Consider the following 13,302-nt stretch of genomic DNA (forward strand, 5'->3'; position numbering starts at 1 on the left):
TTGGAGCTTCCATTACCAAAAATATGAAAATAAATGTTTAACTCTCCCGGTAGTGGGAATATACATACTAGATTGAATGAGAGGAGAGGTTTTACATGGCAAATCATTCTACAGAAGAAAAAATGGAGTCGAAAGTTGACAGTACGTTAGACAATATGTCTCAGGACAAAAAAGAGGATATCCTTTCAAACTTTGATCATTTCAAACAATACTTAGGTAATAAAGTTTCCTTAGCGGATAAGTTAGGGATGAATGAAGAGCAGCAAGCTAAGGCAGCCCAAAAAGTGGGAGACTATCTTGCTGCACATGAAGAGCCAAAGAATAGGGAAGAGAAGTTATTATATGAATTATGGAAAGCGGGTAACGAGGAAGAGCAGCATATGCTTTCCCATATGTTAGTGAAGCTTGTTCAAGCTGAATCATAATCGAATTGAATATAAGTAAGGGCATCCGCTTGGGTGCCCTTTTTTCTGACTTTTATAGAAGAAGGGTGGGATCAACACTAACAATGACATTTCCCTTGATTGCACGGGTGATCATACAAGACTGCTCGGCTTTCATCATCAGTTTTTTAGCGAGGGAGATGTCTTTTTCTGTATGGGAGGGGATTAATGTCAAGACAGGACGATGAATGATTTCTTTGTACGTAATAACGCCTTTTTCCACTTCTACAATTCCTTCAGATGTCATCGTTAAGCCAGTTTTCCCGATGTGGCTTCGTTCAAGCATTGCGGCTAGTGTAATGATATAACATGTAGCTGCAGCACCCAGAAGCATTTCATCAGGATTTGTTCCAATCCCAGGGCCGTCCATTTCTGGAGGGATGGATATGTTTATATGTAAATTTTCTGAGCTCAAGGTTCCTACATCGTTTCGTAAACCTGGCCAATCAGTCGTGATATGAAAAGAGTGTCGAGTCAAAATTATAGCCTCCTAGTTTTAAAGATAAGACTATTGTAAACGCCTTAATAGATAAGGGCAAAGAAAAAAGACCCTACAGAGTAGGGTCTTCCTGGGTAGCATAAATTATGCTTTAGTAACGTTAGCAGCTTGGTCGCCACGGTTTCCTTGAACGATTTCGAAAGAAACTTTTTGACCTTCTTCTAAAGTTTTGAATCCTTCGCCTTGAATAGCTGAGAAGTGTACGAACACGTCGTCTCCACCTTCGCGCTCGATGAATCCGAAACCTTTTTCTGCGTTAAACCATTTAACTGTACCTTCTAACATAATGTTACCTCCTCGTGTGTTCTCCACACAATTGTATTACTATTCTTGCTCATGTAACTTCAAGGCGAAAAGCTTTAAAAACTTTGTCTATCCTTCCATTCCGAACAAAAATAATTCTCTTACATAATATCAGGTAACCATATAAAAGGCAACCCTAACGAATGATGGAAATAAAAATACGCTGATAGAATGTGTGAATATTACGTCATTTATTTTTAAAGATTCGTACGCACATTCCACAGCTCAGGGAAGAACCGGTGGTCCAGAACCTTTTTTAGATAGCCTACTCCGCTTGATCCTCCCGTGCCCATTTTATGCCCGATGATCCGTTCCACGGTTTTCATATGTCTGAAACGCCATTGTTGAAGCCAATCCTCAATATCGATCAATTTTTCGGCTAATTCGTATAAATCCCAATATTGATCGGGATGCTTATAGACTTCTGTCCATGCATCCAATACAGTCTGATCTTCCTCGTAAGGCTTCTTGTAGTCCCGAAGAAGTACATCTTCATGAATGGGTAAGCCCGCTTTTGATAGGGCATGGATGGAAACATCATATAGGGAAGGGGCCTCGTATGCCTCTTTTAGTTGGGCTAATAACTCAGGATCTTTCTTATAAATCTCCAGTACATGTTTCGTTTTGTACCCAAGAGCAAATTCGATCATTCTATATTGATAGGATTGAAATCCTGAGGCTTGTCCAAGGCTGTCCCTGAATTGTACATACTCTGAAGGAGTAAGTGTGGATAGGACATCCCATGCATGAATGATTTGTGATTGAATCTTTGAAACACGTGCCAACATTTTAAATGCAGGAGAAAGTTCTCCTTTTTGAATGGAAGTGATACTAGCTTTGATTTCATGCAGAATCAATTTCATCCATAACTCGCTTACTTGATGAATGATAATGAATAACATTTCATCATGATGACCGGATAATCGTTTCTGACTATGGAGTAACGTATCCAGACCAAGATACTCACCATAGGTCATTTTATTAATAAAGTCTGTGAATACATCTTCATTCCCCATTGTTTCCTTGTTGTTTACCATATCAATTCTCCCTTTCCTTTCGTCTGCTTCGAACAGTGATGCAAGAAATTTTCTTTCTATATATTGATTTCTTGAATGAGAGGGGGAAATCCTTTATTAGTTACGGGTATTTTCGTGAATTTTGATTGTTGGTTTTTTATTTATCTTGTCTATTTGTTCAATAGTGACATTCATTCAGAAAAATTTAATCCTAATACAGAAAGTTGTGTTAATATTAGTTCAATTTATTATGCATGTGGGGTGAATGACATGGAAAAGATTTATCTTTCTTCTCATTTATATATACGCAGGTTAAAGAAAGAAGATTGGAAGGACGTTCATCTCTATGCGTCTCAAGAAACTGTGTCTCAGTATCAGCCATGGGGCCCGAATTCAGAGGTGGAAACACTAGCGTATGTGGAGGAAGTGTTGAAAGCTGAAAAGGTGGTTCCACAAACAAGGTATGTTCATGCCTTGGTCGATGAGAGAATCGGTCGTGTGATTGGTGCAGGAGAAATTATCATCAAGAGCTTCGTTCATCAATCAGGTGAGATCGGGTATATACTACATCCTGATTACTGGGGGAATGGAATCGGAACTCTCCTTGGAAGAGCGTTAGTGGAGCGAGGGTTCTCTGAGTTGAATTTGCATAAAATCTCAGCGAAATGTGGGTCCCAAAACATAGCCTCTCATAAAGTGTTAACAAAAATCGGAATGACGTTAGAAGGAAGAATCCGTCAAGACCTGAAAATGAAAAATGGGTGGAGAGACTCTCTGCTATTTGGTTTATTAGAGGATGAGTGGAAAAAAGGGGATGCAGAATGAGGTGAGGATCGGGGACTATTCCATATCCTCTTAGTAATTCCTCACGCTTATCATTTGACAGGGAAAATGGAGAAAGGTCAAATGATAATGCAAAGCTGTTTAAAAATGATTGAATTTTGCATGAAAGGGGAAAATAAGAATATCTTTTCCTATTTAGGAGTTTAAAACCATGAATATCTTACATCATACTAAGAATGTGACAGTTCGATTTTTTAAGGAACGCTTCTTCGATCATTCTGCACAGTTGGCGTATTATTTATTATTATCCATCTTTCCGTTTTTAATTTTTGTCTTTTCGCTGATTAGTTATCTGCCCATAACGGAAACCAATGTATTGCTTCTGATTAAGCCTTTTGCACCTGATAAATCATACGCTATCATTCAAAATAATATTGATCGTATTTTGTATGACCAACGGGGAGATGTATTGTCCATTTCCATCTTCTTTACCTTTTGGCTTTCCTCTATGGCCGTCCAATCCATGGTAAGATCAATGAATCAAGCGTATAGAATCGAGAGGAAGAAACCCTTTTTAATCGCGTTATTATATGATTTATTATTGACAGTCGGCTTTATGTTCCTTATTTCATTTTCCCTTATCGTACCTGTAGTTGAGGAATATATCCGTCATGCAAGGTTCGCAGAAGGGAAGATTAACGGAGAATGGAGTCAAGCGTGGGTCATTGGAAAATGGGGTTTAAGCTCGATCTTTATGTTCATACTCTTCCTGTTTCTTTATATGGTTGTTCCAAGTAAACGAATTTCCTTCCTACATGTCATTCCCGGTGCACTATTCGCAACCTTTGGCTGGCAAGGGGTTTCCTGGTTATACGGTACCTATGTTAAACTGAATGACTATTCCCAGTTCTATGGCCAGCTGGGCAGCGTCATTACGTTAGTTGTATGGTTTTACATTTCCTCCACGATATTATTGATTGGTGGATTACTGAATGGGAGTGCAGCTGAGAAAAAGGTGAAATAGGAAAACCACTGGAATTGTCCAGAGGCTTTCCTATTTCTATTACGTTTGGTTTTCTTCCCTCATCATCAATACAAGCTTTTTCGAAATGGCAAGTAAGACTAAGCCCAGGATAATGGCGGTGGCACCGATGACAGCGAAGATTTCCAAATATCCCAGTGTGGCTGTCAGGGAGGCTAACTGTCCGGCCAGAAGACTCGCCACCCCTATGGCAGCCATCCAAACCCCCATCAGCAAGGATGCGATTTTAACAGGTGCTACTTTACTGACGAGCGACAAACCGACAGGCGATAAAAAGAGTTCTCCAAGGGTGTGCAGAAGGTAAGTAAAGACGATAAACAGTAAGTTTGCCTTCATGGTAATATTCTGTTCATCCGAACCCGTTTGCATGACTGCGGGAATGAGGATCATAAATCCGAGTCCGAGGAGAATCATTCCGATTCCCATTTTTGTCGTCATGTTCAGGTCGCCTCTATTTGACCTTGAAAGCTTTAACCAGACACTTGAAAGAATCGGTGCCAGAATCACAATGAACAAGGGGTTAACAGATTGGAACCAGGCGACAGGAATAGTATAGCCGAACACTTCTCGATCGATGAAATTTTTCGTATACAGAGTGAACGAGCTTCCTGCCTGTTCAAAGCCAGCCCAGAAGAAAACGACAAAGCAGGCTAGGATTAGAATGGCTCTTGTCCGCTGCTTTTCTTTCATCGACAGAGGAACATTCTGGTTCTCGTTCGCTTCTTCTGCCAGTGCTTTATTGGGCCTTAATCCAACGTTTCCAAGATACTTATTATTTAATGTGCTAAAGATGATTTGTCCAGTAACCATTCCGATGGAGGATGCAAGGAAAGCCCATTTAAATCCATAGTGCATCGTACCATCCGCAAGTGTTTTGAGAAATAAATCCTCTGCGAGAAACCCTGCAATAAGCGGTGCGAATAATGCTCCCAGATTAATTCCCATATAAAAGATCGTAAATGCTGCATCCTTTCGTTTATCATTTCGTGGATAGAGCTCACCAACCAGGGTTGAGATATTCGGTTTGAAGAATCCATTTCCGATTACTAGAAGGGCTAATCCTGCATATAGCCCAGTTTGGGAGTGGGTAAGGAAGATTAAAAAATCCCCGCATGCCATTGTGATGCCCCCAATGGTAATCGCTCTTCTCAATCCTATATAGCGGTCTGTCATCCACCCTCCGAATATTGGTGTGAAATATACACTTCCGGTATAAATTCCATAGATGGATAATGCCTTGGCAGGATCCACACCCAATCCCCCGCTTACAAATGCAGTTGTTAGATAGAGGACGAGAAGAGCCCTCATGCCATAGTAACTGTACCGTTCCCATAATTCTGTGAAGAACAAGAGATATAACCCTTTCGGATGTTTCTTACCTTGAGGTAAATTGTCCAGTGTTGATGAGTTCACTATATCACTCCTGTTTCTTTGATGTTTTTTATTGTGTTAATGATTAAGGGGCTACAGTAAACTTCCTACGAATCCATTCATAGTATTCCCGTTCCCTTCATAGGCATGTACAAAAAGGGGCGGTGGGAAAAATGGAGTTTAATGGTTGTTTATATTGTGGTCACCCTGATTTGACGGAAAGTGAAATATTCTTAAGGGAAGAATATGGTGATGGGTTTACGATTCTGCCTCATGGACAAAAGATCAGGGGGAATATTGGCTTTTACTTCTGTGAGAACTGTGGGTATCTTCATCCGTTTCAAAAAGAGATAAGAAAGAAATTTGAAAGAGAAGCGATTGAAAAATCCAATCGTATTAGATGGAATATTCGGTAAACATGATTTGTAGTAATCTGGCAAATGACGGTATAATACGGGAAGGGAGGGAGTCAAATGAATACATATCCAGATACGAAGAAAACTCTTCAATTAATTAAGGAGCTTGTAGAAATTCCAAGTCCTTCAGGAAACACGAATAAAATTATGAATTTTGTTGAGGAATATCTTTCAGACCTAAATGTAGAAATGAAAAGAAACCGAAAAGGTGCACTGATCATTACGCTACCTGGCGAAGACACAGAAAGACATCGCATGCTGACGGCACATGTGGACGCTCTTGGCGCCATGGTCAAGGAAATCAAGAGTGATGGACGTTTGCGTTTATCCATGATTGGTGGATTCAGATGGAATGCAGTCGAAGGGGAGTATTGTCAGATTGAAACCTCTTCAGGCAGAACCTACACTGGAACCATCCTTATGCATCAAACATCCGTTCACGTATACAAAAATGCAGGTGAAGCAAAACGGGATGAAACGAATATAGAAGTTCGTATTGATGAAAAGGTCGGAAATGCCAAGGAAGTAAGAGAGCTTGGTATAGAAGTGGGGGACTTTGTTTCTTTCGATCCTCGTGCTGAAATTACAGAAAGCGGGTTTATTAAATCTCGCCATTTAGATGATAAGGCGAGTGTGGGTATGCTTCTCTGCTTGATTCGCCAAATCAAATCAGAAGGAATCGCTCTTCCTTATACGACCCACTTCTTAATATCCAATAATGAAGAAATAGGATACGGCGGGAATTCTAATATTCCTGACGAAACCGTTGAATATCTGGCAGTGGATATGGGAGCAATCGGTGATGGTCAATCAACGGATGAATACACCGTATCTATTTGTGCAAAGGACTCAAGTGGACCCTATCATTACGAATTGCGTAAACACTTAGTCTCATTAGCTGAAGAAAACGGGATCGAATATAAAGTCGATATTTATCCTTACTATGGTTCCGATGCATCAGCCGCGATCCGTGCAGGCTTTGACATCGTTCATGGACTGATCGGTGCGGGGATCGATGCTTCTCATGCATATGAGCGAACGCATGAATCCTCGATTCTCAATACGGAAAAATTACTTTGGCAATATGTTCAATCAAAGATGGTTGAGGAGTAAAGTGAAGCCTTTGATCACCCTTATTATGGGTGTGATCAAAGGCTTTTTTGTTTTAGTCATCGTGAATGGGGGTATGGTGACAATTGTGTGAGAAAAGTTTGTTTTGATTATTGGAGGTATTTCTCTTATCAAAGCGAAGATGATAAGATAAAATAGATACAATATTAATACAAAAGAGGTAAGCAAATGATTACATATAACCTGTTAGACAGCATTAAATTAAAAACCATTTACGGTGAATTGCCTTCAGAAATAAACGAAATTCATGTCGATTCCAGAAAAGTGACAGAAGGAAGCTTGTTTGTATGTATAAGAGGCTACACAGTGGATGGACATGATTATGCACAGATGGCCGTTGAAAAAGGAGCCACCCTGATTGTTGCAGAAAAACAATTAGATATTGATTTAAATCATGCGGCATTAGTCGTAGTTAAAGACTCATTCAAAGCCTTGGCTCAATTATCCAATAAGTATTATGATTACCCTTCACAAAAGTTAACGGTTTTCGGTATAACCGGTACAAACGGGAAGACCACAGTGAGTAACCTGATCCATTCCATCCTGAAAAAAGACAGCCGGAGCTCCGCATTATCCGGCACAATCGGCTTTAATCTAGATGGAGAACTGCTACCGAGTGAAAACACAACCTGTGACAACTTAACGAACCAGCAGATGCTTCAAAGAGCAATCAATCGCGATATCCAGAATTTCACCCTTGAAGTATCCTCACACGGACTCGCGTTGGGGAGATTATGGGGTATCGACTTTGATGTGGTGGCTTTCACCAATTTAAGTCATGACCATTTGGATTATCATGGGACGATGGAACATTATGGATATGCGAAAGGGTTATTGTTCTCACAATTAGGTCAAGACTTACAAGATCCAAAGTACGTTGTTCTTAATGCAGATGACGAATGGTATGAGCGCTACAGCTATATGACTCCTCATGAAGTGATCAGCTATGGGCTAGAAGGGCACGCTGACTTTAAGGCAGAAGATGTAGAGTATTATAATGATTTAACGAAGTTCACGCTGGCTTCTCCTGAAGGAAACTTTAAGGTGGAAATGAAGCTATTAGGAAAGTTCAATGTATACAATGTCCTTACAGCTATGGCTTGTCTGTATGCGAGGGGGATGGAAGTATCCAGACTGGTGGAAATTGTTCGCGACCTTCCACCTGTAAGTGGGAGAATGGAGAAGGTTGAAATGGATGCCCCCCTCTCCGTTTACATTGATTATGCACATACACCGGATGCAATCGAAAACGCCATTCAATCAGTCCTGCCGTTCAAGGAAAACAAAATCATTTTCCTCGTCGGAACAGGAGGAAATCGTGATAAGACAAAACGTCCTACCATGGCAGAAAAAGCATCACTTGCAGACTATGTCATCTTAACGACAGATGACCCGCGATATGAAGAGTACGATAGCATACTAAAAGATCTTGAAAAAGGAATGCAGCATGACCAGTACGCTTTAATCGGGGATCGTGCCGAAGCGGTTAAGCATGCAGTGGAGGTTAGTGAACCGGGGGATATTATCATCTTTGCCGGTAAGGGTCATGAGGATTATCAAATCATCGAAAATACGAAATATCCTCATAGTGACAAGGATATTGCGATAGAAGAAAGCAAGTTGAAGTACGGTATAACTGAATAATCTTAAACGGAGTAGCAGACCAATATGACAGATGTTGGTCTGCTTTTTTATATGTACATAGACGACTTTCTTAAACTTTGGTAAATTTAACTATATATTAAATGATGAGAGAATGAAGCTAATGAGATTTTCGTTGTACTTGAATGATTATGAAACAGAGAAGTTGTTTTCTACTTTGAGGTGGCTGTTTGTTGTGATCGCTACTCTTATATTTTACGTACCTCCCTTTTCTGATAATATCACTACCAATAAAGAGGTCTTTCCCTTTTTATTAGTATCCGGGGTCATCTATATGCTTGTGACTCAAATTGCACTTATTCGGGCCAGGGATGATAAAAGAAGTCTCCAATTCATCTTAAAGGCGGGGATAATGTTCGATTTCCTGGCATTAATCTGGCTGATGTTTTTATCAGAAGGGATACATAGTCCGCTTTACCCGATTTCAATATTGTTTGTCATGCATGCAACGATTTATTGGAGAACCAAAGGAGCCCTCATTTCCCTTGCTGTATTTAGCCTGGCATATCTTTTGATGGGGACCGTGACCGTCAACTTAAGCGAATTCCAACATTATTTCACTCTTTCTATTAATTTGTTTTTCCTTTGGATCATCGGTCTTTTTGGGGCGTTGATCATGCTACGGGAGCGTGCTCATTATGCGCAAAAGGAAGCCTATCATCATCTCGCCCATAGAGATTATTTGTCTGGCTTATTCAATCAGCTATCATTTCAGGAAAAGTTTAGAAAGAAACTGGATGAGAATGAATCCTTCACTATACTCCTTGGAGACATCGATGATTTCAAAAAAGTGAATGATGAATTAGGACATTTAACAGGGGATGAAGTCATTCGAAAGGTAGGGGAAGTTTTTCGTACCCTCTCTGAGATATATAAGGGACAGGCATTTCGATATGGAGGAGAAGAATTTGTCATCCTATTGCCTCATATGGATGACCATGTTATCCATCAGTTTTTAAAAGAGTTATACAGCCGGTTGGAGTCCTTACAGCCTCTGCCGATTTCCATGAGTTTCGGTCAAGCTGAAACGACTGAAGCGAATGACCCGGAAGAGCTTATCGCACTCGCCGATCAAAGACTTTATGCAGCAAAGAAATCAGGGAAAAGAAGAACCTGTCTGTCAAATGATGAGTTGTTCACTCCATCAGCAGTCTAGAATGAAAAGAAGCTGTCCACCTAGAGGACAGCTTCTTTAATAATCAAATCGATTATACAAACATACCAGCTATTGCAGCGCTTAGTAATGAAGCGAGTGCACCGGCAATGACGGCTTTTAATCCTAATCGGGCAATATCCCCTCTGCGGTCAGGGGCAAGGTTACCAAGTCCACCAAGTAAAATACCCAATGAAGAAAGGTTCGCAAATCCACAAAGAGCGAAGGAGATGATGGCTACCGCTTTATCCGATAAGTTCCCGATTTCAGGAGCAAACGCGGAATAAGCAACGAATTCGTTGATGACAAGCTTTTGTCCAATGAAGTTTCCGGCGATGACTGCTTCACTCCAAGGTACTCCAATCGCAAATGCAAGTGGAGCAAAAGCATATCCAAGTAAGAGTTCAAGTGAAAGGCTGTCAAAACCGAACCAACCACCTACAAATCCGAGTAAACCATTAATAAGGGCAACGAGTGCAATAAATGCAAGTAGCATTGCACCGATATTTAAAGCTAATTGAAGCCCGACGCTGGCACCTTTAGCCGCTGCATCGATGACATTTGCCGAATCAGAATCCGCTTCCATATCAAGCTCTTTTGGTTCAGGTGTATTATCTGTCTCAGGTACAAATAACTTTGCCAATACGAGTCCTGCAGGAGCTGCCATGAAGCTTGCTGCCAATAAATATTCCAAAGGAACGCCCAGTAAGGAATACCCGACTAATACGGAACCCGCAACGGAAGCAAGTCCACCTGTCATGACTGCGAAAAGTTCCGATTCAGTCATTTTAGATAGATAAGGCCTTACTACTAACGGGGCTTCAGTTTGTCCGACAAAAATATTCGCTGCTGCAGACAGTGACTCGGCCTTTCTTGTTCCTAAAAGCTTTGCCAATCCGCCACCTAAAATTTTGATGAAAAACTGCATGATTTTAAGATAGTAAAGGACTGAAATTAACGCAGAAAAGAAAATAACGACTGGAAGGACATTAAACGCAAAAATAAACGCAATATTGGATTCTTCCGTATAAAGACCACCGAAAAGGAAGGTGATACCTTCGTTTGAATAATTGATTATAGCGTTGACACCTTGAGTCAACCATTTAAGAGAACTTTGACCCCAAGAAGTTTCTAACACGACAAAAGCGAAAAATAACTGTATAGCTAGTCCTCCAAGGACGGTTCTGAAATTAATACGCTTTTTGTTCGTAGAAAATGCAAAAGCAATTCCCAGAACGACAATGATACCCATGATACCCCATAAATATTGCACTTCTTTCACCTCTTCAAAATTTAAGTTTGTAACTTGATGCTTTCGGTTTTTTATTTTACAATTCTTTCAGACGTCTGACAACCTACAATTACACGAATTTAGTGAAGTTGTACGGACAACATCGTCTTTAGTATGCGCCAATAAAGCGTTTTCATGAAAGGGGATACAAATTATGAAGATCAGAAAAAATTTTTTGGAAGGCTTGGAACAAAAAGTATATATATATGAAAACAAGAAAGAAGAGCTCATATTAATTGCGGTGCCGTGTATTCAATGGTCTTATTCTTTTACCTATGAAGAGGAAGATATACACACAAAATTATTCCATTCATTACAGGAGAGGGTTTCAGGAGAGACAGCAACCACCTTAAGTTCCCGGATTGTTCAGTGGACACGTGAGATGTAAGAGATAATGTAAGGCGAATACGGTCCCATTCACACTGATAGAAGATGATCAGTAAAGCTACCGAATTTACCAGGGTTTTGATTCTTTGTTGCATTGTCACTTTAGAACGAATATGATGAGAAAGTGATAATGACGAGAAAGGGTTTTATGAATGAAAATAGACTTTATACAGGAAGTTCAGTCAAGACGAACTTTCGCTATTATTTCCCACCCGGATGCTGGGAAAACAACATTAACAGAGCAACTTCTTCTTTTTGGAGGAGCAATTCGAGCAGCTGGAACTGTAAAAGGAAAGAAATCAGGAAAGTTTGCAACATCTGACTGGATGGAAATTGAGAAGCAGAGAGGGATTTCGGTCACTTCTTCTGTGATGGCATTCGACTATGATGATTATCGGGTGAATATCCTTGATACACCAGGTCACCAAGACTTTTCTGAAGATACGTATAGAACCTTGATGGCTGTTGATAGCGCGGTTATGATCATTGATTCAGCCAAAGGGATCGAGGCGCAAACCTTAAAGCTTTTCAAAGTTTGCCGCATGAGAGGGATACCGATCTTCACCTTCATTAATAAGCTCGACCGTCAAGGACGTGAGCCTTTAGAATTATTGGAAGAGCTTGAAGAAGTATTGGGAATTCAATCCTACCCGATGAATTGGCCGATAGGGATGGGGAAAGAATTTTTAGGAATCTATGATCGATTCCATAATCGAATTGAGCAATTCCGTGTAGACGATGAAGATCGCTTTATACCTTTAAACGATGAAGGTGAAATTGAAGGCCAGCATCCTCTTAAGGATAGCAATCTATACGACCAAACGCTTGAAGATGTTTTGCTTCTGAACGAAGCAGGAAACCAATTTTCCCGTGAACGGATAGCGAATGGAGAGCTTTCTCCTGTCTTCTTCGGCAGTGCATTAACCAATTTTGGCGTTCAAACGTTTCTTGAAACATATTTACAGTTTGCACCGTCTCCACAGCCAAGGAATTCTGACGCAGGCGAGATTGAACCGACGGCAGAGGAATTCTCTGGATTCGTATTTAAGATTCAAGCCAATATGAATCCTGCTCACCGTGACCGGATTGCATTTGTCCGCATTTGTTCAGGTCAATTTGAAAGAGGGATGACTGTTAACCTTTCTCGCACAGGTAAATCCATTAAGCTTGCTCAGTCTACACAATTTCTTGCAGATGATCGAAGTACTGTAAATGAAGCTGTGAGTGGAGATATCATTGGGGTATATGACACGGGTACGTATCAAATCGGTGATACACTAGTGCAAGGAAAACAAGGATTCCAGTATGAAAAGCTCCCTCAATTTACTCCAGAACTTTTTGTTCGTGTTACAGCTAAGAACGTAATGAAACAGAAACACTTTCAAAAAGGAATTCTTCAACTGGTACAAGAAGGAGCCATTCAATATTATAAGACTCGCACGGAAGATATCATTCTTGGTGCAGTCGGGCAGCTTCAGTTTGAAGTATTCGAGCACAGAATGAAAAATGAGTACAACGTTGATGTCAAAATGGAACCGATTGGATCAAAAATTGCAAGATGGATTGAAAATGAAGAAGATGTTAAGGAAACAATGTCGAGCTCTCGAAGCATGCTGGTGAAAGATCGTCATGACAACCTGGTCTTCTTGTTTGAAAATGATTTTGCCATGAGATGGTTCAATGATAAAAATCCTGATATACGATTATACAGTTTAATGTAAATTATGTAAGCACCCCCTAGAATTTGATCTGGAGGGGTGCTTTTAGTTTTTAGGTTCTCGGAATTCCGTGTAAAGCCTGGATTC

14 protein-coding genes are annotated in these 13,302 nt (G+C 40.4%); 9 read left to right on the forward strand and 5 right to left on the reverse strand.

Annotation, left to right across the window (positions count from 1 at the left end):
- The first annotated feature begins 95 nt into the window (after nt 1–95).
- Complete coding sequence (locus tag AAEM60_RS08545; RefSeq protein ID WP_341357816.1) at nt 96–425, forward strand: DUF3243 domain-containing protein; 330 nt, start codon at nt 96–98, stop codon at nt 423–425.
- A 52-nt stretch (nt 426–477) separates the two neighbouring features.
- On the opposite strand, the gene AAEM60_RS08550 is transcribed toward AAEM60_RS08545, so the two are convergent.
- From AAEM60_RS08550 to kynA, 3 genes are all read right to left on the reverse strand, one after another.
- The gene (locus tag AAEM60_RS08550; protein ID WP_299740371.1) at nt 478–921 is read right to left on the reverse strand and encodes an SACOL1771 family peroxiredoxin; all 444 of its coding nucleotides are present in this window, start codon (nt 919–921) and stop codon (nt 478–480) included.
- A gap of 105 nt (nt 922–1,026) precedes the next feature.
- Nucleotides 1,027–1,227, reverse strand: a complete 201-nt coding sequence (locus AAEM60_RS08555) for a cold-shock protein (RefSeq protein WP_034763568.1) — start codon at nt 1,225–1,227, stop codon at nt 1,027–1,029.
- Between the two features lie 215 nt (nt 1,228–1,442).
- On the reverse strand, nt 1,443–2,282 hold the full coding sequence (kynA, locus tag AAEM60_RS08560) for a tryptophan 2,3-dioxygenase (RefSeq protein WP_341357817.1): 840 nt from the start codon (nt 2,280–2,282) through the stop codon (nt 1,443–1,445).
- Between the two features lie 249 nt (nt 2,283–2,531).
- On the opposite strand from kynA, the gene AAEM60_RS08565 reads away from it, so the two are divergent.
- Together AAEM60_RS08565 and AAEM60_RS08570 are read left to right on the forward strand one after the other, a co-directional pair.
- The gene (locus AAEM60_RS08565) at nt 2,532–3,086 is read left to right on the forward strand and encodes a GNAT family protein (protein WP_299740378.1); all 555 of its coding nucleotides are present in this window, start codon (nt 2,532–2,534) and stop codon (nt 3,084–3,086) included.
- Between the two features lie 169 nt (nt 3,087–3,255).
- Nucleotides 3,256–4,068 (forward strand): YihY/virulence factor BrkB family protein, encoded by an 813-nt coding sequence (locus AAEM60_RS08570; RefSeq protein WP_299740380.1) that lies wholly within the window; start codon nt 3,256–3,258, stop codon nt 4,066–4,068.
- Nucleotides 4,069–4,107: 39 nt separating this feature from the next.
- Here AAEM60_RS08570 and AAEM60_RS08575 read toward each other — a convergent pair whose 3' ends face one another.
- Nucleotides 4,108–5,499, reverse strand: coding sequence for a peptide MFS transporter (locus AAEM60_RS08575; protein ID WP_299740382.1), 1,392 nt, complete (start codon nt 5,497–5,499; stop codon nt 4,108–4,110).
- Nucleotides 5,500–5,630: 131 nt separating this feature from the next.
- On the opposite strand from AAEM60_RS08575, the gene AAEM60_RS08580 reads away from it, so the two are divergent.
- The 4 genes from AAEM60_RS08580 to AAEM60_RS08595 all read left to right on the forward strand — a co-directional run bounded on the left by AAEM60_RS08580 (nt 5,631) and on the right by AAEM60_RS08595 (nt 9,822).
- Nucleotides 5,631–5,873 carry a hypothetical protein gene (locus AAEM60_RS08580; RefSeq protein ID WP_341357818.1) on the forward strand — a complete coding sequence of 81 codons (243 nt, stop codon included), beginning with the start codon at nt 5,631–5,633 and terminating at the stop codon, nt 5,871–5,873.
- A gap of 57 nt (nt 5,874–5,930) precedes the next feature.
- A complete protein-coding gene (locus AAEM60_RS08585) occupies nt 5,931–6,986 on the forward strand; it encodes a M42 family metallopeptidase (RefSeq protein WP_341357819.1) in 1,056 nt (351 codons plus the stop codon).
- 186 nt (nt 6,987–7,172) lie between these two features.
- The gene (locus AAEM60_RS08590) at nt 7,173–8,648 is read left to right on the forward strand and encodes a UDP-N-acetylmuramoyl-L-alanyl-D-glutamate--2,6-diaminopimelate ligase (RefSeq protein WP_299740388.1); all 1,476 of its coding nucleotides are present in this window, start codon (nt 7,173–7,175) and stop codon (nt 8,646–8,648) included.
- Between the two features lie 121 nt (nt 8,649–8,769).
- Nucleotides 8,770–9,822 (forward strand): GGDEF domain-containing protein, encoded by a 1,053-nt coding sequence (locus tag AAEM60_RS08595; protein ID WP_299740389.1) that lies wholly within the window; start codon nt 8,770–8,772, stop codon nt 9,820–9,822.
- Nucleotides 9,823–9,874: 52 nt separating this feature from the next.
- Here the strand turns inward: AAEM60_RS08595 and AAEM60_RS08600 are convergent, their stop codons facing one another.
- Nucleotides 9,875–11,092, reverse strand: coding sequence for a NupC/NupG family nucleoside CNT transporter (locus AAEM60_RS08600; RefSeq protein WP_299740391.1), 1,218 nt, complete (start codon nt 11,090–11,092; stop codon nt 9,875–9,877).
- 172 nt (nt 11,093–11,264) lie between these two features.
- Between AAEM60_RS08600 and AAEM60_RS08605 the strand changes: the two genes are divergently transcribed.
- Together AAEM60_RS08605 and AAEM60_RS08610 are read left to right on the forward strand one after the other, a co-directional pair.
- A complete protein-coding gene (locus AAEM60_RS08605; protein ID WP_299740393.1) occupies nt 11,265–11,498 on the forward strand; it encodes a YueH family protein in 234 nt (77 codons plus the stop codon).
- Between the two features lie 151 nt (nt 11,499–11,649).
- Nucleotides 11,650–13,218 (forward strand): peptide chain release factor 3, encoded by a 1,569-nt coding sequence (locus AAEM60_RS08610; RefSeq protein ID WP_341357820.1) that lies wholly within the window; start codon nt 11,650–11,652, stop codon nt 13,216–13,218.
- The last annotated feature ends 84 nt before the right edge of the window (nt 13,219–13,302 follow it).

It is taken from the genome of Rossellomorea sp. y25, from assembly GCF_038049935.1.
Classification (GTDB): domain Bacteria; phylum Bacillota; class Bacilli; order Bacillales; family Bacillaceae_B; genus Rossellomorea.